The sequence below is a fragment of the Aquipuribacter sp. SD81 genome, from assembly GCF_037153975.1.
Taxonomy (GTDB): Bacteria; Actinomycetota; Actinomycetes; order Actinomycetales; family JBBAYJ01; genus Aquipuribacter.
Window position 1 is genome coordinate 86,921 of sequence record NZ_JBBAYJ010000007.1, and the last position, 20,267, is coordinate 107,187.

Below are 20,267 nucleotides of genomic sequence, written 5' to 3' on the forward strand. Positions count from 1 at the left end.
CTCCGTGTGCATCCGTGTGCGCCCGTCGCGACCGCGCTACGGGTTCTCCCACGCCTGCGGGTCGTGCGTGAGGGCCGTGACGTCGTCCGGCAGCTCGCCGTCGAGCAGGTGAGCGACCGTGACGGTCTCGAGCACGCGGCGCACGCACGCCCGCAGGGCGACCCACAGCGGCAGCAGGGACGTCGTGGGGCCCGCGTACTCCAGGTCGGGCGGGCGCTCGCCGCGCACCGAGACCAGCGGCCCGTCGACGGCCCGGACGATGTCGGCGACCGACACCTCGCCCGCCGGACGGGTCAGCCGGTAGCCGCCGGCCGCGCCGCGGACCCCGGTCAGCACGCCGGCGCGCCGCAGGTCCGCGAGGATCGCCTCGAGGAACTTGCCGGGCACGGCCTGGCGCCGCGCGAGCGCCTCCGCGGGGACGACGGCGCCCTCGCCGGCCGCCGCGACCTCCACGACCGCGCGCACGGCGTAGTCCGCCTTCGCCGAGATCCGCACCCGCGCAGTCTCCCGCAGTCCGTCGCGCCGGCCGCGAGTTGGGTCGCGTGGACCGCTGCGGGTAGGCTGACGCGGTTGTCACGGCGAGGGACCGCAGGCTGACGCCCGGCCCGTCATCGACGAGGCGCGGCACGGCTGCGTCGCCCCGCCTGGACCGTGAACAGACCGCCACCCGCGACCAGCCGAGGAGTTCCGCCGTGTCGTCCGAGATCCACCTCCCCGCCGAGACCCGCACCGAGTTCGGCAAGGGCGCGGCACGCCGTCTCCGCCGGGCCGACAAGGTCCCCGCCGTCGTCTACGGCCACGGCGAGGCGCCGCTGCACCTGTCGCTGCCGGGGCACCAGACCATGCTCGCGCTCAAGCACCGCAACGCCGTCGTCACGCTCGACGTGTCCGGCGACGCGCACCTCGCGCTCGCGAAGTTCGTGCAGCGCGACCCCATCAAGGGCTTCATCGAGCACGTCGACTTCGTCACGGTCCGCCGCGGCGAGAAGGTGCAGGTCGACATCTCCGTCGTGACGACCGGCGACCCGCTCGGCGGGACCGTCGTCGTGGTCGACCACCAGACCATCACCGTGCTGGCCGACGCGCTCAACCTGCCGGAGAACGTCCATGTCGACGTCGAGGGCAAGGCGGCCGGCTACCACGTCCTCGCCAAGGACCTCGACCTCCCCGCGGGCGTCGAGCTCGTCACCGACGGCGAGGAGAACGTCGTCAGCGTGAACGAGACCCACCTCGAGGAGGAGCTCGCCGAGGCCGAGGCCGAGGTGGGCGCCGGTGCGGCCGGCACCGAGGACGAGGCCGCCGAGGCCGAGACGCCCGCCGGTGGCGAGGCGGCCGACGCGGCCGACGCCGACGGCCAGGAGGCCGAGCAGGCCTGACCTGCCCGTCCGACCCAGCACCACCAGCACCACCAGCAGCCCGGGGAGGTCCAGGCCGCCATGAGCGACGGCACGTGGCTCGTGGTCGGCCTGGGCAACCCCGGGCCCCGCTACGCCGGCACGCGGCACAACATCGGCGAGGTCGTCGTCGAGGCGCTCGCCCGCGGCGAGAAGCTCAAGGCGCACGGGCGCGCGCAGGCCCGCGTCGTCGAGACCCGCCTCGGCACGCTGCCCGGGGGAGCACCCGGCCCGCGGGCCGTGCTCGCGGTGCCGCTCACGTACATGAACACCTCGGGCGGCCCCGTCGCCGGGCTCGCGAGGTACTTCTCGGTCGAGCCGGACCACGTCGTCGTCGTGCACGACGACCTCGACCTCGACCTCGGGCGGCTCAAGCTCAAGCTCGGCGGGGGAGAGGGCGGCCACAACGGGCTGCGCTCGATCAGCGCATCCCTCGGCACCAAGGACTACGTGCGGGTGCGGTGCGGCATCGGGCGCCCACCGGGCCGGCAGGACCCCGCGGACTACGTCCTCGAGCCGTTCGCGAAGCGCGAGCGCACCGAGGTCGAGCTGCTCGTCGGCGACGCGGAGGACGCCGTCGGGCTCGTCGTCACCGAGGGGCTGGAGGCGGCGCAGGCCCGCTTCCACCCCCGCGGCTGACGACGCCGGCCACGTCGACGCCCGCGCGCCGTCCGCGCGCCGCCGGTGGGCCACCGAGCGCTGCGAGAGGTCGCACGCGGTGACCGGAGCCACTAGGAAGACAGACGACACTCGGGGCGGATCGGGACAGACGGGAACGGTACGTGGGGCAGATCTGCCTATTCACCTTCAGCGCGTCTTCAGGCTCGCTAGCGTGTGGGGCTGCACGCCGGCGGCAGGGGAACCGCCCGTGCACGGCGGTAGGAGGATGCGCATGAAGACGTCCGATAGCGGGAGCGGCGGTTCCGGCTCGGCCACGCTGCGGGACGTCACGGCGCCGAGGCAGGAGCGGCGGCGCTCCGCCCCGAGGACCAGGCTGTCGTGGGCGCACCCGGGGGTGCCCTTCGAGCTGCGGGACGGCGTCACGGCCGACGAGGTCGCCAGGCGCGCCGGGCCGCCTGGTACCTGCCCTACATCCGCCGCATCGTCTCGACCGACGCGCTGTCGGCGGTGCTGGTCATGGCCGTCTGCATGTGGACGCTGCCCAACACGCGTCCGTACACGCTCCTCGTCGCCCTGCTCGCCGGGCTCGGCTGGACGGTCCTGCTCGCCTTCATGGGCGCCTACGACCGGCGCCGTCTCGGGGACGGCCCGGAGGAGTTCGGCCAGGTGGGCAAGGCCGCCGTGGTCGTCGTCGCCCTGCTGGGCGTCGTCAGCTACACGTGGCAGCTCATGCTGCCGCGCCGCGACGTCCTCGTGGCCGTCCCGCTCATCGCGCTGGCCACCCTGCTCGGCCGCTACGCGTGGCGGCGCACGCTGCACCGCAGCCGGGCGACGGGCACGGCGACGGCCCGCACGCTCATCGTCGGCGAGCCCGGTGCCGTCGTCGACGTCGTCGCCCAGCTGCGACGCCACGCGCACCACGGCTTCGACGTCGTCGGCATCTGCACCCCGACCGGGTTCGGCCCGCCCGACGTCGCGGGCGTCCCCGTCCTCGGGGTGCTGTCGGAGGTGCCGCAGGTCGTCGCCGACAACGAGGTGGACGACGTGGTCGTCGTCGGCCGCGAGGTGAGCGGTGAGCCGCTGCGCCGCCTGTCGTGGGCGCTGGAGCACACGGGCGCGGACCTCATGGTCGCGCCCGGGCTCGTCGAGGTGACCGGCGCCTACGTCTCGCTGCACCCGGTCGCCGGGCTGTCGCTGCTGCGCGTGGAGCGTCCCGCGCAGCGGACCGGGCGGCTGCTGGCCAAGAGCGTCCAGGACCGGATCCTCGGCGCGCTCATGCTCGCGGTCGCCGCTCCCGTCATCGGCATCGCGGCGCTCGCCGTCGTGCTCGACAGCCGCGGCCCCGCGTTCTTCGGCCAGCCCCGCGTCGGCAAGGACGGCGAGCCGTTCACGATGTGGAAGCTGCGCTCGATGGTCGTCGACGCGGAGGCGCGGCTCGCGGCCATCACCGCGCAGAGCGACCGCGACGGCCTCATGTTCAAGATGCGCGAGGACCCGCGGATCACGACGGTCGGCCGCTTCATCCGGCGGTTCTCCATCGACGAGCTGCCGCAGCTGTGGAACGTCGTGCGCGGCGACATGTCGCTCGTCGGCCCGCGCCCGCCGCTGCCCAGGGAGTACGCGGAGTACCACGACGCCGTGCACCGGCGGCTGCGTGTCAAGCCCGGCCTCACCGGGCTGTGGCAGGTGAGCGGCCGGGCCGACCTGCCGTGGGAGGAGTCGGTCCGCCTCGACCTGCGCTACGTCGACAACTGGTCGCCGGCCATGGACGCCCAGATCCTCTGGAAGACGTTCAACGCCGTGGTGCACGGCTCCGGCGCGTACTGAGGTCCGTCGACGCCGCCACGGCGTCGACGAAGCGTCGCAGCGCGGCCGGTCCGTCCGGCAGGAGCGTCACGTCGGCCCGACGGGCCTCCGCCGACGCGCGCCTGCGCCGGCGCCCGGCGCGACCGGCGCGGGCCGCCGCCGCCGTCACGGGACCGGTCCAGCGCCGCTCCGACGCGCGGGCGACGGCCGCCGTGGGCGAGCCGTGCGCCCGTGAGCCCGGGACGGGGTCGACCCTGCCGGCGAGCGCGTCGAGGGTGCGCAGCCGGTCGCTCGCCAGCTCGGCCACGACGGGTGCGGGCACCGCGACCGGCAGGTGCGCAGCGGTCCGGGCGAGCATGAGCCCGACCGTCGGAGCGAGGTGCCAGCGCCTCGCGGTCGCCACGACGGCCGGCCAGTCCTCCGCTGCGGTGGCGGCGACGACGTGGCCGACGTCGCACAGCCACCGCAGCCGGTTGCCGCCGCCCGCCGCGGCGTGGGCGGCCACGTGGACCAGCTGCGCGTCGGCCGGCAGCGCCGGGACGGGTCGGGCCCCGACGGTCACGTCGCGGCGGCGGGCGAGGAGGTCGGCGACGTCCACCCGGCCGCGGCTCACGTGGTCGGGGCGGTAGAAGGGGTGCCAGTGCAGGTCCACCGACGTGCCCGTCGGGCCCTGCACGTGCAGCTCGCCGACCGGCGGGCGGCGGGCGAGGTCCGCGGGGGACTCCACGACCCGCCACCCCGCCTCCAGCAGCGCGGCGACGGCGGCGCCCAGCGCGTGCGGGGCGACGAGCAGGTCGAGGTCGGTGTAGCCGCGCAGGTCCGGCTGCGGGTAGAGGGCGGACAGCACCGGCCCCTTGAGCACCAGCCACGACACCCCCGCGCCGTCGAGCAGCGCGCCCAGGCCCTGCAGGTCGTGCAGGGTGCGCAGGTGCTGCTCGAGGGCCCAGGCCCGCCGGCCCCGACCCTCGGCCTCCAGCCAGGCGGGCGGCTCGAGCCCGGCCGCCGTCGTACGGCGGTGCACGTGCCCCCACACGCCGTGGAAGGTGAGCCGCTCCGCCGCCTCGGCCGGGACGTCGACCTCGGCGAGCAGACGCCGGAGCTCGTCTGCCGGTGGGTCGGGCTGCACGGCGGCGAGGGCGAGGCCGGCGCCGGCGCGGCGGCTGCGTCGTGGGTGGATGACCTGCTCCTCACGCGCCTGCCCGACGTCCCGGTCGCCGAACCCTAGCGCGGACCCGCCGGCGCGGCCCCGGCTCAGCCGGAGGGCAGCCGGTCGGTCAGGAGGTCCGCGGCGGCCAGCGGGTCGCCGAGCGACAGCTCCCAGCACGACGCGGCGCGCAACAGGTCGGCGTAGAGCACGAGAGCGCGCGCGGGGTCCCGGTGGTGGGTGAAGGCGCGGCGGAGGAGCTCCTGCAGGGCGACCGCGCGGTGCAGCGGGCGTAGGTCGGGCGCCCCCGCGCGGCGACGCAGCAGCACGACGTCCCGGACGGTCACGTCGGTGCTCAGCCCGGCCCGCGGCAGGTGGTAGGTCTCGCCGTCGCCCGGCACCCCGCCCGTCGTGCCCGTCGCGGCGGCCGACCACGCCGACAGGGCGAAGGGGCGCGGGTAGGCGACGACCGCACCGTCGTCCCACGTGAGCCCGACGGCCTCGTCGCTGCCGTACCGCCAGCCCCGCGCGACGAGCGCGGCGGTCAGGGTCGACTTGCCGCTGCCGGAGGCCGCGGGCACGACGAGCCCGGCGCCGTCGCGGGCGAGCAGGGCGCTGTGGCAGGCGAGGTGCGGGGTCAGGGACGTCGCCCGCAGGTTGAGCGCGGCGAGGCAGTGCCCGACGGCCGCGGGCGCGTCGGCGGCCGCCGCCGTGGCGACCCCGTCCCCGCGCACCTCGTAGGGCCCCCGCCCGACGACCTCGACGTCGTCGTCGACCGGGCGGGAGCCGTCCGGCACGAGCAGGCCCGCGAGCAGGCCCCGCAGGTCGCGGCCGACCGACGGGTCGTGCACCCGGAGCCGGGTGGCCACGTCGAGACCGACGACCGTGAGCCCGCCGTCGGTCCCACCCGTCCCGCCGTCCGGCCCCGTCGGTCCGGGGACGGGCGACGTCACCTCACGACGCCCTTGTCGCGCCACGCGGCGAGCACGGCGGCCACGTCGGGCGCCACGACCTCGGCCGCGACGCCGTAGTCCTCGGCGAGCCGGGCGACCACCGCGGGCTCGTCCCGCCGACCGTCGAGCAGCCGCCAGACCGCGCTGGCCGTCTCGCTCAGCACGAGCACCTCCTCGGTGCGGGAGGCGTACACGGCCACGACACCGTCGAGCTCGACCTCGACGGCCACCCGCTTCGGTGCGGTCGGGGACGGCTCGCTCACCCCAGGAGGCTAGGGGAGCGCCCCGGCCGCACGCTCACGGCGCGTCACCGGCCGTCGGTGCGCGGCCCGGACGTCACCCGTTCGGAGGACCGTCCGCGTGGACGTGACCGCGGGGCCCCTGGCGTGGATACTCTCGGTGCCGTCCCCATGATCGGGGACCCGACAGCAGGAGGCTCCATGTCCGACGACGCCGCCCGGCCCCTCGGCGAGCACACCCGGCGCTCGGCGCTGCGCGCGGGCGCCGCCGTCGCCTGGACCGTCCCCGTCATGACGGTCCTCGGCGCGAGCGCCGCCCACGCGGACACCGCGAGCGGACCCGGTGGGGGCGTGGTCGAGACCCCGCCGCCGGGGACGACGCCGACCACGCCGCCGACCGACAGCGGGACGACGCCGACCGACAGCGGGACGACGCCGCCCGTGGCGCCGTCGGAGACGCCCACGAGCGGCGGGTCCGTGGCCCCCGGCGGCACGACCCCCACGTCGGCCCCGGCCACGACCGCCCCGAGCGCGGTCGCGGCGCCGGAGCTCGCCCGCACCGGCTCCGAGGTCGCCCCGTGGGCGGTCGCGGGCGCCGGTCTCGTCGTGGGCGGCGCGGCCCTGTACGCCGCCACCTCGCGTCCCGACGCCGACCCGGCGGACTGACACCGCACGCGCCGGCGCGGTGGTGCTCCCGGGGCGGGGAGCACCACCGCGGGCCGGTCACGTCGTGGCGGCCCCGGGCGCGTCCAGCGCCTCCCACGACAGGTCCTTGTCCGACACGTGCCGGACGGGTCCGGGCCACACGATGCCCAGCGCGGGGTCGTCGTAGCGCAGCCCCCGCTCCGCGCCGGGGGTGTAGGGCGCGCTGACCTGGTACGTCACCTCGGTGTCCGGCTCAAGGGTGAGGTAGCCGTGCGCGCACAGCGGCGGGACGTAGACGGCGAGCCGGTTGGCGGCCGTCAGCTCCACGACCACGTGCTGCAGGTACGTCGGCGAGCCCGGGCGCACGTCGACGACGACGTCGGCGACCGCGCCGCGCGTGCACCGGACGAGCTTGGCCTCCGGGGCCGGCTCGGTCTGCCAGTGCAGCCCGCGCAGCGTGCCCGCCGCGGTGTTGCAGGACACGTTCACCTGCTCGACCGCGGGCTCGAGCCCGGCGGCGGTGAACTCCGCGCGGCAGAACGACCGGGCGAAGAAGCCCCGGTCGTCGTGCCGCGGCTCCAGGGCGACCAGTGCCGCGCCGTCGAGGGCCAGGGGCGTGATCTGCATGCGTCTCCTGTCGTTGTGGCGCCGCGGTGGGCGTGCCGTCGGTAGTGTCCCCTGCGGCGGTGGGGCGGTCGTGGCGACCGGGTCCTCCCGCGCGTCGTCGGCCGAGTCCTGGGAGGTCCGTTGAAGGCCGTCATCCTCGCCGGGGGCCTCGGCACCCGGCTGAGCGAGGAGACCACCGTCCGGCCGAAGCCGATGGTGGAGGTGGGCGGGTACCCCGTCCTGTGGCACATCCTCAAGACCTACGCCCACCACGGCATCAGCGACTTCGTCGTCTGCCTCGGGTACAAGGGCGCCGTGGTCAAGGAGTGGTTCGCGAGCTACTCCCTGCGCATGTCCGACGTCACCTTCGACCTCCGGACGGGTGCGGTCGAGGTCCACCAGGCCAACGCCGAGGACTGGCGGGTGACGCTGGTCGACACGGGCGACTCGACCATGACGGGCGGCCGTCTCGCCCGCGTGCGCCACCACCTGGGCGACGAGACCTTCTGCTTCACCTACGGCGACGGCGTCGCCGACGTCGACGTGAGCGCGCTCGTCGCCTTCCACCGCGAGCAGGGGCGCACCGCGACCATGACGGTCGTGCAGCCGCCCGGCCGCTTCGGCGCCGTGCAGCTCGCGGAGGAGGAGACGTCCGTCAACGCGTTCAGCGAGAAGACGGACGGCGTCGGCGCGTGGATCAACGGCGGCTACTTCGTGCTGGAGCCCGAGGCGATCGACCGCGTGCACGGCGACGACACGGTCTGGGAGCAGGAGCCGCTGCGGGAGCTGGCGCACGCCGGTCAGCTGTCCGCGTACCGTCACGACGGCTTCTGGCAGCCGATGGACACCCTGCGGGACCGCACGGTCCTGGAGGACCTGTGGAGCAGCGGCACCGCGCCGTGGAAGGTCTGGTGAGCCGGTGATCCTCGTCGACACCGCCCTGCGCCAGCGGGCCGCCGAGGGGCGCCCCGTCCGGTTCGCGCTGTTCGGCGCCGGCTTCATGGGCCGGGGGATCGCCAACCAGGTGTGCCGGTACACCCCCGGCATGGAGCTCGTCGTCATCTGCAACCGGACCGTGGACGCGGCCGTGCAGGCCTTCTCGCTCGCGGGCGTCGACGACGTCACGCTCGTCACGACGGCCGCCGAGCTGGAGGACGTCGTGCGCCGTGGCGGCCACGCCGTGACCGACGACCCGGCCGTGGTGTGCGGCAGCGAGTCGGTCGAGGTCGTCGTCGAGGCGACGGGACACGTGGAGTACGGGGCGCGCGTGACGACCGCGGCGATCGAGGCCGGCAAGCACGTCGTGCTCATGAACGCCGAGCTCGACGCCACCGTCGGTCCCCTGCTCAAGGAGCGCGCCGACGTGGCGGGCGTCGTGGTGACCGGCTGCGACGGCGACCAGCCCGGCGTGCAGCTCAACCTCCTCCGCTTCGTCGAGCAGCTCGGCCTGACCCCGCGGGTCGCGGGCAACATCAAGGGCCTGCAGGACCGCTACCGCAACCCCACGACGCAGGCCGGCTTCGCCAAGCAGTGGGGCCAGACCCCGCACATGGTGACGTCCTTCGCCGACGGCACGAAGATCTCCTTCGAGCAGGCCATCGTCGCCAACGCCACGGGGATGACCGTCGCGCAGCGCGGCATGATCGGGCTCGAGCACCGGGGGCCGGTCGACGACATGGTGGGGATGTACGACCTCGACCGGCTGCGCGAGCTCGGTGGCGTCGTCGAGTACGTCGTCGGCGGCCTGCCCAGCCCGGGCGTGTACGTCTTCGCGGAGGCGACGGACCGCACCCAGGCGCACTACCTCGACTACGGCAAGCTCGGCAAGGGCCCGCTGTACAGCTTCTACGTCCCCTACCACCTCACGGTGTTCGAGGTCCCGCTGTCGGTGGCCCGGGTGGCGCTGTTCGGCGACACCGTCATCGCCCCCGCCGCCGGTCCCGTCGTCGACGTCGTCGCCGCGGCCAAGGTCGACAGCCGGGCCGGGCAGGTGCTCGACGGCCTCGGCTGGTACATGACGTACGGGCTGTGCGAGACCTACGACGTCGTCCGCCGCGACAACCTGCTCCCGATGGGGCTGGCCGAGGGCTGCACCCTGCGCCGCGACGTGGTCAAGGACCAGGTCCTCACCTACGACGACGTCGTCCTGCCGACCGACACCCTCGTCCACCGCCTGCGCGCCGAGCAGGACGCCCGCTTCGCCCCCGGAGGCACCGACCGATGAGCCCCACCACGACCGGCACGACGGCTGCGGAGGTCGTCGCGGCCGACCTCGACCACATCTGCGACGGCCTGGCGGAGGAGCTCGCCGAGCTGGCCGGGCACCGCCTGCTCATCGTCGGCGGCGCGGGCTTCCTCGGGCACTACCTCGTGCAGGCGGCCGTGCACCACAACGCGCGCGGCACGACCGCGCCGATCGACGTCACGGTCCTCGACAACTACTCCCGCGGCGTGCCGGACTGGCTGCGGGCGCTGGAGGGCCGGCCGAACCTGACGCTCAGCAGGTTCGACATCACGGCACCGCTGCCGGACGACCTGGGCCACTACGACTACGTGGTCCACGCGGCGTCGATCGCGTCGCCGACGTACTACCGGCTGCACCCCATCGAGACGATGGACGCCAACGTCAACGGGCTGCGCAGCCTGCTCGACTACGCCGTGGCGCAGGAGCGGGCCGGGTCGCCGCTGAAGGGGTTCCTCTTCTACTCCACGAGCGAGATCTACGGCGACCCGACGCCCGACATGATCCCGACGCCGGAGACCTACCGGGGCAACGTCAGCTGCACCGGACCGCGCGCCTGCTACGACGAGTCCAAGCGCTACGGCGAGACGCTGTGCGTGAACTTCGCCCAGCAGCACGGGGTCCCGGTCACCGTTGCCCGCCCGTTCAACAACTACGGCCCCGGTCTCAAGATCACCGACGGCCGGGTCCTCAGCGACTTCTGCGGCGACGTCCTCGCCGGCCGGGACATCGTCATGCTGAGCGACGGCAGCCCCACACGGACGTTCTGCTACGTCGCCGACGCCGTGATCGGGTACTACAAGATCCTCGTGAGGGGTCGCCCCGGCGAGGCGTACAACATCGGCACCGAGACCCCGGAGATCAGCATGGCCGAGCTGGCCGAGCGGGTGGTCGCCGTGGCCCGGGACGAGATCGGCTACACCGGCTCGGTGGTCCGGCGCACCAGCGCGGACGCCGACTACCTCGTCGACAACCCCAACCGTCGCTGCCCCGTCATCGCCAAGGCCCGCGAGGAGCTCGGGTACGAGCCCACCGTGACGATCGACGAGGGCCTGCGACGGGCCCTCGTCTGGTACCGGGACAACCGGACCGCAGAGGAGTCCTGACGTGCGCGTCTCCGTCGTCGGCACCGGTTACGTCGGCCTCGTCTCCGGGGCCGGCCTCGCCGACGCCGGCCACCACGTGGTCTGCGTCGACGTGGACGCCGAGAAGGTGGAGCTGATCAACTCCGGCGTGCCGCCCATCTTCGAGGACGGCCTCGAGGACCAGCTCCAGCGGGTCGTGGGGGACCGCCTCAGCGCCACGACCGACCTGCGGGCGGCCGTGCTCGGCAGCGACCTCACGCTGATCGCGGTCGGCACCCCGTTCGACGGCCAGCACATCGACCTCGGCTACGTCCGCGAGGCGTCGCGGCAGATCGGCGAGGCGCTGCGCGACAAGGACGGCTACCACGTGGTCGTCGTCAAGAGCACCGTCGTGCCCGGCACCACCGTCGACGTGGTCCTGCCGGTGCTGGAGGAGGCGTCGGGCAAGCGCGCGGGGGAGGACTTCGGGGTCGGCATGAACCCGGAGTTCCTCGCCGAGGGGGCCGCGGTCGTCGACTTCACCCGCCCGGACCGGATCGTGCTCGGCGGGATCGACGAGCGGTCCCAGGACGCGCTGGCCGAGCTGTTCGCGCCGTTCGCGGACGCCACCACCGTGCGGACGGACCCGACCACGGCCGAGATGATCAAGTACACGGCCAACTCGCTGCTCGCCACGATGATCTCGTTCTCCAACGAGATCGGGAACCTCTGCGCCGAGGTCGGGGTCGACGTCGTGGACGCCATGGCGGGCGTCCACCTGGACAAGCGGCTCTCCCCGGTGCAGCCGGACGGCAGCCGGGTCCGACCCGGGTTCCTGTCCTTCCTGGCCGCCGGCTGCGGCTTCGGCGGCAGCTGCTTCCCCAAGGACGTCAAGGCGCTGGTCGCCTACGGGCAGGACCACGGCCACCCGATGCCGCTGCTGGACGCCGTCATCACGACGAACGCCGCCCAGCCCGGGCGGGTGCTCGACCTGCTGCGCGAGCACGTGCCGAGCCTGGCCGGGACCCGGGTGACCGTGCTCGGGATGGCCTTCAAGCCCGGGACCGACGACGTGCGGGAGTCGCCGTCGCTGCCGGTGACGGCGGCGCTGCTGCGGGCCGGCGCCGTCGTGACGGCCTACGACCCGGTGGCGCAGGACACGGCGGCCCGGGTCGTCGGTGACGACGTCGTGTTCGCGACGACGCTCGCCGAGGCCCTCGACGGGGCGGACGCGGTGCTCCTCATGACCCGGTGGGCGGAGTTCGAGCGCGTGCCCGCGGTGCTGCGCGACCTGGGGCAGCAGCCGGTCGTCGTCGACGGTCGCCGGCTCCTGCCCAAGGACTCGGTCGCGCGCTACACGGGCATCGGCCTGCGGTCGTCCCGGTAGGGTCCGGCTCGTGGGCGAGATGCAGATCGGCGAGCTCGCCGCCCGGTCCGGCATGTCGCTCAACACGCTGCGGCACTACGACGAGGTGGGCCTCGTCAGCCCGTCGCGTCGCAGCCCGGGCGGGTTCCGGCTGTACTCCGAGGAGGACCTGACGCGGCTGCTCCTCATCCGCCGCATGAAGCCGCTCGGGTACGGCCTGGAGGAGATGCGCGCCCTGCTCGAGGTCGTGGACCGCCTGGCCGCCAGCAGCGGCCCGGACGCGGCGGCGCTGCGCGGCGAGCTGGACGACGTGCTCGCGGGCGCCCGGGAGCGGCGGGCGCGGCTGGCCCGGACGCTGGAGATGGCGGACGAGTTCGTGTCCCTGCTCGAGGACCACGCGCGGGCTCCTGCGAGCGGCTGAACCTACTCTCGGGTGAGGGTAGGTTCACCGGGTGGGCACCGGCAGGTCCTCCTCGGGAGCGCGCGAGCGGTCCGGGACAGGCGGTGCCCACGGCGCCGCCGTCGCCCCGGCCCCCGCGCCGCGCGAGCACTGGATGGACGTGGTCCGCGGGGTGGCGGTCTCGCTCGTCGTCCTCCTGCACGCCGCGGTCATCGTCGAGGGCCGCGGCGAGCTCCCCGTGCCGGCGTGGGTCGACACCGCGAACGACGTCGTCGCCCCGTTCCGCATCCCCCTCCTCGTCATGCTGTCGGGGATGCTCCTGGGGCCGTCGCTGGCGAAGGGCTCGCGGCGCTTCCTCGTCGGGAAGCTGCGGGCGATCGGCTGGCCGTACCTCGTGTGGACCGGGGTGTTCGTCGTGGTGACGACGCGCGTCGAGGACACCGCGGCCTTCCTCGCCGGGTCGACGTACCTGTGGTACCTGCTCTTCCTCCTCGCCTACTACGTGGCCGCCTGGGCGCTGCGTCCGGTGCCCGCCTGGCTCGTGGCGGCGGCGGCGTACACCGGCGCGGTGCTGGCTCCCGAGGACACGAAGTACCTCGAGCGCCTGCTCTACCTCTTCGCCCTCTTCCTTCTGGGGCACGTCGTCGCCGGTGTCCTGCGCGCGGGCGGGCGGTTCCGGACCTCGCCGTGGACCCTCGTGGCCGGCGTCGCCCTCCTCGGGCTGCAGGTCGTGCTGCCCGCGCCGCTCGCCGGGTACGGGCCGGGGACGCTGCCCGCCACCCTCGGGGGCTTCCTCCTGCTGTCGCGCCTCGCGCAGCTGACGGCCGGGTCGCGGCCGGCGGCGCCGCTGCGCTACGTGGGGGAGAGCTCCCTCGTGTACTACGTGTCGCACTTCCCGGTGATGCTCGTCGCCTCGGCGGTCGTCACCCGGACCGGCCTGGACGACGGGACCGCGGTGGCGCTCGCGTGCGCGGTCGTCGCCTTCGGCGTCGGCACCGTCCTCGCCGCGCAGCGCGGCCGGCCGGCCGTCCGCTGGCTGTTCCTCGCCCCCTGGGGCGACCCGTCCCGCGCGGGGCCACGCGTGTGACGAGGTGTCGCAGAAGGGCGTCCCGAGCGGCGCCCAGCCGCTAGCCTCACGGGGTCCGGGTGGGTGCGGCCCACCCGGCGTGCTCTTGCAGGACGGACTGCACGTGACGGCGCCGGACCTGCCTGCGCCCGTCGGGTGCGACGGAGGAGATCGAACGGTGCGAGACGACGAGCTGGCGGTGTCCCTCGCCGCCGCGGCGGGCGGACGCCTGCTCGAGGTGCGCTCCAGCGACCTCGAGGGGACGGCGCTCAAGGCGGAGGGCGACCGGGCGGCCCAGGAGGTGCTCGCCCGGCTGCTCGCCGAGCACCGGCCGGGCGACGCCGTCCTGAGCGAGGAGGCCGCCGACGACCCCTCCCGGCTCGGCGCCGACCGGGTGTGGATCATCGACCCGCTCGACGGCACGAGGGAGTTCTCCGAGCGCCCGCGCGAGGACTGGGCGGTGCACGTCGCGCTGTGGGCCGACGGCGAGCTCGTCGCCGGCGCCGTCACGCAGCCCGCGGCCGACGTCGTCCACAGCACGCGGGACGAGACGGACCTGGTGCCGCCGGGGGACCGGCTGCGGCTGGCCGTGAGCCGGTCCCGCCCGCCCGCCTTCGTCCAGCGGCTCGCCGACGCCCTCGACGCGGAGCTCGTGGCCATGGGCTCCGCCGGGGTCAAGGCGATGTCCGTGCTGCGCGGGGAGACCGACGCCTACGTGCACGCCGGCGGGCAGTACGAGTGGGACTCGGCGGCGCCCGTGGCGGTCGCCCGGGCGGCCGGCCTGCACACGAGCCGGGTCGACGGCTCCCCGCTGCGCTACAACCAGCCCGACCCGTACCTGCCGGACCTCGTCGTCTGCCACCCGCAGGTCGCCGACCGGGTCCTCGACGCCATCCGACTCCAGCTCGACGAGGTGAGCACCGCGCCATGACCGCCCCGCGCCAGTACCGGCTGTCCCAGCTGCAGGCCCTCGAGGCCGAGGCGATCTTCATCATGCGCGAGGTCTGCGCGGAGCTGGAGCGGCCCGTCCTGCTCTTCTCCGGCGGCAAGGACTCCATCGTCATGCTGAGGCTCGCCGAGAAGGCGTTCCACCCGGGCAGGATCCCCTTCCCGGTCATGCACGTCGACACGGGCCACAACTTCGCCGAGGTGCTCGACTTCCGGGACCGCCGCGCCGCGGAGCTCGGGGTCAACCTGCTCGTCGCGAGCGTGCAGGAGGCCATCGACAACGGCACGGTCACCGAGCCGCCGGACGGCACCCGCAACCGCATCCAGACGCCGGTCCTGCTCGACGCCCTGGAGAAGTACCGCTTCACCGCGATCTTCGGCGGCGCCCGGCGCGACGAGGACAAGGCGCGGGCCAAGGAGCGGATCTTCTCCTTCCGCGACGAGTTCGGGCAGTGGGACCCCAAGAACCAGCGGCCCGAGCTGTGGAACCTCTACAACGGGCGGATCCACACCGGCGAGAGCATCCGCGTGTTCCCGCTGTCCAACTGGACCGAGCTGGACATCTGGCAGTTCATCGCCCGCGAGGGCATCGAGCTGCCGTCCATCTACTACGCGCACGAGCGCGAGGTGTTCGAGCGCAACGGGATGCTGTTCGGCGTCCACGAGGTGTGCCGGCCCCGACCGGGGGAGGAGGTGCGGACCGAGCGCGTCCGCTACCGCACCGTCGGCGACGCCAGCCTCACCGCCGCCGTCCGCAGCGACGCGGACACGGTCGAGAAGGTCGTCGAGGAGGTGGCGGTCACGCGGATCACGGAGCGCGGCGCCACCCGGGGCGACGACAAGTTCAGCGAGGCCGCCATGGAGGACCGCAAGCGCGAGGGGTACTTCTGACATGAGCACGACGAGCACGACGAGCACGACGAGCACGACGGCTGCGGCGGCGCACGTCGCCGGCATGGACATGGACCTGCTGCGCTTCGCCACCGCGGGCTCCGTCGACGACGGCAAGAGCACGCTCATCGGGCGCCTGCTCTACGACACCAAGACGGTCTTCGAGGACCAGATCGAGTCGGTGGAGCGCGCCAGCCGCGACCGGGGCGACGAGTACGTCAACCTCGCGCTGCTGACCGACGGCCTGCGCGCCGAGCGCGAGCAGGGCATCACCATCGACGTGGCCTACCGCTACTTCGCCTCGCCCAGGCGCAAGTTCATCATCGCCGACACGCCCGGCCACATCCAGTACACCCGCAACATGGTGACGGGCGCCTCGACGGCCGACCTCGCGCTCATCCTCGTCGACGCCCGCAAGGGCCTCGTCGAGCAGAGCCGCCGGCACGCCTTCCTCGCCACGCTGCTGCAGGTGCCGCACCTCGTGCTGTGCGTCAACAAGATGGACCTCGTCGGGTACGACCAGGGGGTCTTCGACGCCATCCAGCAGGAGTTCACCGACTTCGCGGCGAAGCTGCAGGTGCCGGACCTCGCGGTCATCCCCATGTCGGCGCTGCAGGGCGACAACGTCGTGCACCGCTCGGACAACATGCCGTGGTACCAGGGCTCGTCGCTGCTGCACCACCTGGAGAACGTCCACGTGGCCAGCGACCGCAACCTCATCGACGCGCGCTTCGCCGTGCAGACGGTCATCCGCCCGCAGTCCGGGACGCACCTGGACTACCGCGGGTACGCGGGGCAGGTGAGCGGCGGCGTCTTCAAGCCGGGTGACGAGGTGATGGTCCTGCCGTCGGGGTTCACGACGACGATCGCGGCCATCGACACCGCGGACGGGCCGGTCGAGGAGGCCTTCCCCCCGATGTCGGTGACGATCCGCCTGTCCGACGAGCTCGACGTGTCGCGCGGCGACATGCTGTGCCGGCCGAGGAACGCCCCGACGCCGCGGCAGGACGTCGAGGCGATGGTCTGCTGGATGGACGAGCAGGCCACCCTGCAGCCGGGCCGCAAGTACGCCCTCAAGCACACGACGCGGACGGTCCGTGCGCTGGTCAAGGAGCTGCAGTACCAGCTCGACGTCAACACGCTGCACCGCAACGAGGGCGCCACGCAGCTGGGGCTCAATGAGATCGGCCGCGTGCGGCTGCGGACCACGCTGCCGCTGCTCGCCGACGAGTACCGGCGCAACCGGAGCACCGGCGGCTTCGTGCTCATCGACGAGGCGACGAACCGGACGGTGGCCGCCGGGATGGTGGTGTAGCCGGCCGGAGGCGGCCGGCCCGCCGCCGCTCAGGTGGGCGTGACGTCCTCGCGGGCGACGTCCTGGAACTCCAGGTCGACGTCGTTCCCGCTCTCCGTGGGGAGGCGCAGGACGCCGATGCCGCAGCCGACGACCGTGCCCCGCAGGGTCGACCCGGTCCCGGCCAGCACGATCGCCCGGGCGCCCAGCTCGCCGCCGCCGTCGACCGTCGTGTCGGCCATGTCGACCGCCACGCCCTCGATGATCTCGATGCCGTAGGACTCGCCGAAGTCGGTGAGGCGCACGCCCCGGATCGTCGTGTCGGACTTGCAGTGGATCCCGCGGCCCCCGACGCCCCGGATCTCGACGTCCTCCAGGACGGTCCCGCTGGCGCTCTCCTGCACGAGGATCCCCCACTCGTTGGAGTCCAGCACCGCCCCGCCGCGCACGACCACGTCGTTGGCGCGGATGTTGACCCCGCCCCACTTCATCGTCCCGCAGCCCGTCACGTCCGGGACGATCGTGATGCCGTGCCCCGGCTCGTGGGTGTCGATGCCCGTGGAGGTGGTGTCGCGCACGACCGGTGCCACGTAGATGTCCTCGGGCTCTCCCGTCTGCTGCATGGTGGGAAGGGGGGCGCCGTAGCCGTGGTCGGTGGTGAAGGCGTGGCGGACGCGCTCGATGGTGCCCGTGACCCGCAGGTCCCGGCTGGCCGACGTGCAGCTCACGCCGTAGCCGTAGTGGTCGTTCTCCTGGTCGTCGACGCAGTCGTGGATGTAGCAGTCGACCTCGCCGCCGACCGTGCCGAAGGTCCGCAGCGCGGCGGCGCCGCAGTCCCGCAGCTCGATCCCCCGCACGACGGGGTCGAGGACGAAGTCGAGCCGGACGAGGTTGGAGTAGGTCGCCACGGGGTCGGCGTTCTCCACCGCGCCGGCGCCGTCGAGGGTGAGCGCGGGCGCGAGGCCCACGCGGTGCGCCCGCGGCGCGTCGACGAGGGTCCGCACGAGCGGCTTGTCGACGACGACGGTGCCGTCGCCGACCTCCTCGACCCGGCGGAGCATGCCCATCTTGCTCTTGCCGACCTTCACCCAGTCGTCCGAGCACAGGTAGACCCAGTCGCCGACCGCGAGACCCTCGGTGTCGAGCTCGACGGTGTCGTCCCCGCGGTCGGCGCGCCCGACGGCCCGCACGCGCTCCTCGACCTCGCCGGAGCGACGCAGCGCGATCTCGTCGCCGACCATGTGCAGCACCGCGCCGGCCGGCAGGGTCAGCCGGGACACCGTCCACGGCACCACGAGCGTGCCGGAGATGACGTGGGTGCCGGCCGGGACGACGACCTCGGCGTCGCCGGAGTCCAGGAGGGCCTGCAGCTCGGCGGTCGCGTCGGGCCCGGACGGGTCGGAGACGTTGCTCGGCAGCGCCTGCGCGGGCCCGGAGGGCGTCGGCGCGGCGGCCGGGCCCTCGGCGCCGGGACGCGCGAGGAGCGCGACGGCACCGCCACCGACGACGAGGGCCGCTGCGCCGGCGGCGAGCACGTGCCGGCGGTCGAGGTGCCGACCACCCTCCTCGGGCTCCTCCGTCGGCTCGACGTCGGGGAGCCGGAGGCGGTCCTCCCCACCGGGCGTCACGGGGTGTCCCCGTCCCGGTCGTCACGGCGCGCGCGGCCGGCGGTGGTCATGGCTGTCCTCCTGCACGCGCGACGATCGTCCCGCCCCGCACAAGGTTACGGTCGCGCCGGGACCGACTTCGCCGGAATGCGGGGACCGGGCGCCGGAGCCTGTGCTGTACTTGGATCGACCGCCGGGCGTCGACGCCGAGTCCGCTCGAGCCCGTCTCACGGACCGCGTCGGCGGTCGGCACCGCTCTCGGATGGGGACCAGTACATGGCCGTCGCGCACCCTCGACTGGACGACGACCCTCGCGCCGTCGAGCCCTCGCTCGGGCACCTCGCCCGCGGGGTCTGGCACCGGGCCGTCGTGGTGCTCGGCGTGGTCGTCGTGACCGTCGCCGTCGCCCTCGTCGTCACCGCGCAGTCCAGCCGGACCTACGAGGCCAGCGCCGAGGTGCGGGTGTCGTCCGGCAACCTGCCCTCCGCCGACGGCATGAGCTCGGCCGAGGCCAACACGCTCCTCGCCACGCAGGTGCAGTACCTGCAGTCCTCGCAGCTCGCCAACGACGTCGCGCAGCGCCTGGCCGGGGAGTTCGACGTCATCCAGGTGCTCGTCGAGGGGGTGCCGGAGAGCCAGGTGGCCACCATCACCGTGGTGTCGAGCAGCGCCGAGGGCGCCGCACGGGCGGCCAACACCTACGCCGTCGCCTACGACGAGCGCAGGGACGCCGCCGTCGTGGAGGAGGCGACGGCCCGCGCCCAGCAGACCGAGGGACAGGTCGAGCGGCTGCAGGCCCGGCTGGAGGAGCTGCAGGCGCAGATCGACGAGGAGACGGAGCGGGTCAACGGGGAGATCGCCCGCATCACGATCGCCCGCGACGCCGCCGCTCGCGTCGGCACGGTGCTGGAGCCCTCGGACGTCATCCAGCCGAACACGTCGTTCCTCAACGCCCTGCAGGGGCAGTACTCGGACACCGCCTCGCAGCTCGGCCTGGCCACCACCCGCCTGGAGGAGTACCGCCAGGTCGCGCAGGCCGCCAACGGCGGGGTCGCCATCGTGTCCGCCGCCGAGCCGCCGGCGGCTCCCTCCTCGCCCGGCGCGGCGCAGGTCGTCGCGCTCGCCGGCATCCTCGGCCTCGCGCTCGGGGTCGGCCTCGCGCTGCTCCTCACCGCGCTCGACCGCCGGCTGCGCAGCGCCCGGGACGTCGCGGCCGTCGCCGGCCCGCTCGACACCGTCGGCCCCGCGGTCGGCCGTCCCGACCCCGCGGCCCTCACCGTCGACGGGATGTCGCTGCCCCCGCTCACCGGCCGGACGGTCGACTCGTTCCTCGCCCCGGCGCTGTGGCTCGCGCAGGCCGTCGAGGGCTCCGGGCGCAACCGGGTCCTCGTCACCTCGCCGCGGGAGCCGCAGAGCGCGGCGCCCGCGCTCGCGGTGGCCCTGGCGCGCTGCGGCCGCTCGGTCGTGCTCGTGGACGCCGACCTCCGCAACCACGGCCCGGCCGTGCTCGACCCCACCCGTCGTCGCGGCCTGTCCGACGTGCTCCTCGGCGAGGTCCTGCTCGTCGACGTCCTCGTCGACGTCGAGGTGCCGGGCTCGGGCTCGCTGCGCATCGTCTCCGCCGGCCGGGAGGAGGCGGACCTCGCCGCCCTCGGCAGCTCGGAGATGGGCCGCCTGCTGGAGGTCCTCGGTCGCGACGCCGACGTGGTCGTCGTGTCGGGTGCTCCCTGCCGCGTGGGCCGCGAGCTCGACATCGCCCCCGTGGGCGTCGACGCCTCGCTCCTGCTCGTGACGCTCGGGGCCACCGTCCGCGACGACCTCGACCTCGCGGTCGCGCACGTCCAGCGCGCCGGCGCGCCCGCCCTCGGCGTGCTCGTGGTCGACCCCGACCTCCGCGGCACGGGGCACGGGGCCGTGCCGGGCCGTCGCCGGGCGGCCTCCGACAGCTCGTCGGTGCCCAGCGGGTCCTCTGCGGGCTGAG

20 protein-coding genes are annotated in these 20,267 nt (G+C 74.5%); 14 read left to right on the forward strand and 6 right to left on the reverse strand.

Translation table 11 applies throughout. The annotated features are described in order from the left end of the window. Window positions 1–36: 36 nt before the first annotated feature. Window positions 37–495, reverse strand: coding sequence for an RrF2 family transcriptional regulator (locus WAA21_RS05995; protein WP_336921858.1), 459 nt, complete (start codon window positions 493–495; stop codon window positions 37–39). A gap of 197 nt (window positions 496–692) precedes the next feature. Here WAA21_RS05995 and WAA21_RS06000 point away from each other — a divergent pair, with 197 nt between their 5' ends. The 3 genes from WAA21_RS06000 to WAA21_RS06010 all read left to right on the forward strand — a co-directional run bounded on the left by WAA21_RS06000 (window position 693) and on the right by WAA21_RS06010 (window position 3,842). After that, window positions 693–1,376, forward strand: a complete 684-nt coding sequence (locus tag WAA21_RS06000; RefSeq protein ID WP_336921859.1) for a 50S ribosomal protein L25/general stress protein Ctc — start codon at window positions 693–695, stop codon at window positions 1,374–1,376. 60 nt (window positions 1,377–1,436) lie between these two features. Beyond that, window positions 1,437–2,033, forward strand: a complete 597-nt coding sequence (gene pth, locus WAA21_RS06005; protein ID WP_336921860.1) for an aminoacyl-tRNA hydrolase — start codon at window positions 1,437–1,439, stop codon at window positions 2,031–2,033. Between the two features lie 360 nt (window positions 2,034–2,393). Beyond that, a complete protein-coding gene (locus tag WAA21_RS06010) occupies window positions 2,394–3,842 on the forward strand; it encodes a sugar transferase (protein ID WP_336921861.1) in 1,449 nt (482 codons plus the stop codon). On the opposite strand, the gene WAA21_RS06015 is transcribed toward WAA21_RS06010, so the two are convergent. The 3 genes from WAA21_RS06015 to WAA21_RS06025 all read right to left on the reverse strand — a co-directional run bounded on the left by WAA21_RS06015 (window position 3,808) and on the right by WAA21_RS06025 (window position 6,181). Further along, the gene (locus WAA21_RS06015) at window positions 3,808–4,947 is read right to left on the reverse strand and encodes a nucleotidyltransferase family protein (protein ID WP_336921862.1); all 1,140 of its coding nucleotides are present in this window, start codon (window positions 4,945–4,947) and stop codon (window positions 3,808–3,810) included. The two genes, WAA21_RS06010 and WAA21_RS06015, sit on opposite strands and share 35 nt — an antisense overlap. A gap of 125 nt (window positions 4,948–5,072) precedes the next feature. Then, entirely contained in the window at window positions 5,073–5,918 is an 846-nt protein-coding gene (locus WAA21_RS06020) for a hypothetical protein (RefSeq protein ID WP_336921863.1), read from the reverse strand. Next, the gene (locus WAA21_RS06025; RefSeq protein ID WP_336921864.1) at window positions 5,915–6,181 is read right to left on the reverse strand and encodes a PqqD family protein; all 267 of its coding nucleotides are present in this window, start codon (window positions 6,179–6,181) and stop codon (window positions 5,915–5,917) included. Before WAA21_RS06025 ends, WAA21_RS06020 begins: the two co-directional genes overlap by 4 nt. A 177-nt stretch (window positions 6,182–6,358) precedes the next feature. Between WAA21_RS06025 and WAA21_RS06030 the strand changes: the two genes are divergently transcribed. Beyond that, complete coding sequence (locus WAA21_RS06030; protein ID WP_336921865.1) at window positions 6,359–6,823, forward strand: hypothetical protein; 465 nt, start codon at window positions 6,359–6,361, stop codon at window positions 6,821–6,823. A gap of 57 nt (window positions 6,824–6,880) precedes the next feature. On the opposite strand, the gene WAA21_RS06035 is transcribed toward WAA21_RS06030, so the two are convergent. Continuing rightward, window positions 6,881–7,429, reverse strand: coding sequence for a dTDP-4-dehydrorhamnose 3,5-epimerase family protein (locus tag WAA21_RS06035; RefSeq protein ID WP_336921866.1), 549 nt, complete (start codon window positions 7,427–7,429; stop codon window positions 6,881–6,883). Between the two features lie 120 nt (window positions 7,430–7,549). Here WAA21_RS06035 and rfbF point away from each other — a divergent pair, with 120 nt between their 5' ends. The 9 genes from rfbF (at window position 7,550) to WAA21_RS06080 (ending at window position 16,700) form a co-directional block, all read left to right on the forward strand. Beyond that, window positions 7,550–8,323 (forward strand): glucose-1-phosphate cytidylyltransferase, encoded by a 774-nt coding sequence (rfbF, locus tag WAA21_RS06040; protein WP_336921867.1) that lies wholly within the window; start codon window positions 7,550–7,552, stop codon window positions 8,321–8,323. A gap of 4 nt (window positions 8,324–8,327) precedes the next feature. Further along, the gene (locus tag WAA21_RS06045) at window positions 8,328–9,632 is read left to right on the forward strand and encodes an NAD(P)H-dependent oxidoreductase (protein WP_336921868.1); all 1,305 of its coding nucleotides are present in this window, start codon (window positions 8,328–8,330) and stop codon (window positions 9,630–9,632) included. After that, a complete protein-coding gene (locus WAA21_RS06050) occupies window positions 9,629–10,756 on the forward strand; it encodes an NAD-dependent epimerase/dehydratase family protein (protein WP_336921869.1) in 1,128 nt (375 codons plus the stop codon). Before WAA21_RS06045 ends, WAA21_RS06050 begins: the two co-directional genes overlap by 4 nt. A 1-nt stretch (window position 10,757) precedes the next feature. Then, entirely contained in the window at window positions 10,758–12,101 is a 1,344-nt protein-coding gene (locus tag WAA21_RS06055; RefSeq protein ID WP_336921870.1) for a UDP-glucose dehydrogenase family protein, read from the forward strand. Between the two features lie 19 nt (window positions 12,102–12,120). Then, entirely contained in the window at window positions 12,121–12,501 is a 381-nt protein-coding gene (locus WAA21_RS06060) for a MerR family transcriptional regulator (RefSeq protein ID WP_336921914.1), read from the forward strand. Window positions 12,502–12,532: 31 nt separating this feature from the next. Then, complete coding sequence (locus WAA21_RS06065) at window positions 12,533–13,567, forward strand: acyltransferase (protein WP_336921871.1); 1,035 nt, start codon at window positions 12,533–12,535, stop codon at window positions 13,565–13,567. 157 nt (window positions 13,568–13,724) lie between these two features. After that, window positions 13,725–14,477: a 3'(2'),5'-bisphosphate nucleotidase CysQ gene (locus WAA21_RS06070; protein WP_336921872.1), complete on the forward strand. Its 753-nt coding sequence runs from the start codon at window positions 13,725–13,727 to the stop codon at window positions 14,475–14,477. Beyond that, complete coding sequence (gene cysD / locus WAA21_RS06075) at window positions 14,474–15,385, forward strand: sulfate adenylyltransferase subunit CysD (RefSeq protein ID WP_336921873.1); 912 nt, start codon at window positions 14,474–14,476, stop codon at window positions 15,383–15,385. The genes WAA21_RS06070 and cysD overlap by 4 nt, the downstream gene beginning before the upstream one ends. A gap of 70 nt (window positions 15,386–15,455) precedes the next feature. Beyond that, window positions 15,456–16,700 carry a sulfate adenylyltransferase subunit 1 gene (locus WAA21_RS06080; protein WP_336921915.1) on the forward strand — a complete coding sequence of 415 codons (1,245 nt, stop codon included), beginning with the start codon at window positions 15,456–15,458 and terminating at the stop codon, window positions 16,698–16,700. 29 nt (window positions 16,701–16,729) lie between these two features. On the opposite strand, the gene WAA21_RS06085 is transcribed toward WAA21_RS06080, so the two are convergent. Further along, window positions 16,730–18,307 (reverse strand): hypothetical protein, encoded by a 1,578-nt coding sequence (locus WAA21_RS06085; protein ID WP_336921874.1) that lies wholly within the window; start codon window positions 18,305–18,307, stop codon window positions 16,730–16,732. A 255-nt stretch (window positions 18,308–18,562) separates the two neighbouring features. Between WAA21_RS06085 and WAA21_RS06090 the strand changes: the two genes are divergently transcribed. Further along, window positions 18,563–20,266, forward strand: a complete 1,704-nt coding sequence (locus WAA21_RS06090; protein WP_336921875.1) for a Wzz/FepE/Etk N-terminal domain-containing protein — start codon at window positions 18,563–18,565, stop codon at window positions 20,264–20,266. Window position 20,267: the final 1 nt, after the last annotated feature.

Bases quoted from the DNA above. Each gene is read 5' to 3' on its own strand.
- pth (WP_336921860.1), top strand. From the start codon at position 1,437: ATGAGCGACGGCACGTGGCTCGTGGTCGGCCTGGGCAACCCCGGGCCC.
- WAA21_RS06030 (WP_336921865.1), top strand. From the start codon at position 6,359: ATGTCCGACGACGCCGCCCGGCCCCTCGGCGAGCACACCCGGCGCTCG.
- WAA21_RS06035 (WP_336921866.1), bottom strand. From the start codon at position 7,429: ATGCAGATCACGCCCCTGGCCCTCGACGGCGCGGCACTGGTCGCCCTG.
- WAA21_RS06050 (WP_336921869.1), top strand. From the start codon at position 9,629: ATGAGCCCCACCACGACCGGCACGACGGCTGCGGAGGTCGTCGCGGCC.
- WAA21_RS06060 (WP_336921914.1), top strand. From the start codon at position 12,121: ATGCAGATCGGCGAGCTCGCCGCCCGGTCCGGCATGTCGCTCAACACG.
- cysD (WP_336921873.1), top strand. From the start codon at position 14,474: ATGACCGCCCCGCGCCAGTACCGGCTGTCCCAGCTGCAGGCCCTCGAG.
- WAA21_RS06080 (WP_336921915.1), top strand. From the start codon at position 15,456: ATGGACCTGCTGCGCTTCGCCACCGCGGGCTCCGTCGACGACGGCAAG.
- WAA21_RS06090 (WP_336921875.1), top strand. From the start codon at position 18,563: ATGGCCGTCGCGCACCCTCGACTGGACGACGACCCTCGCGCCGTCGAG.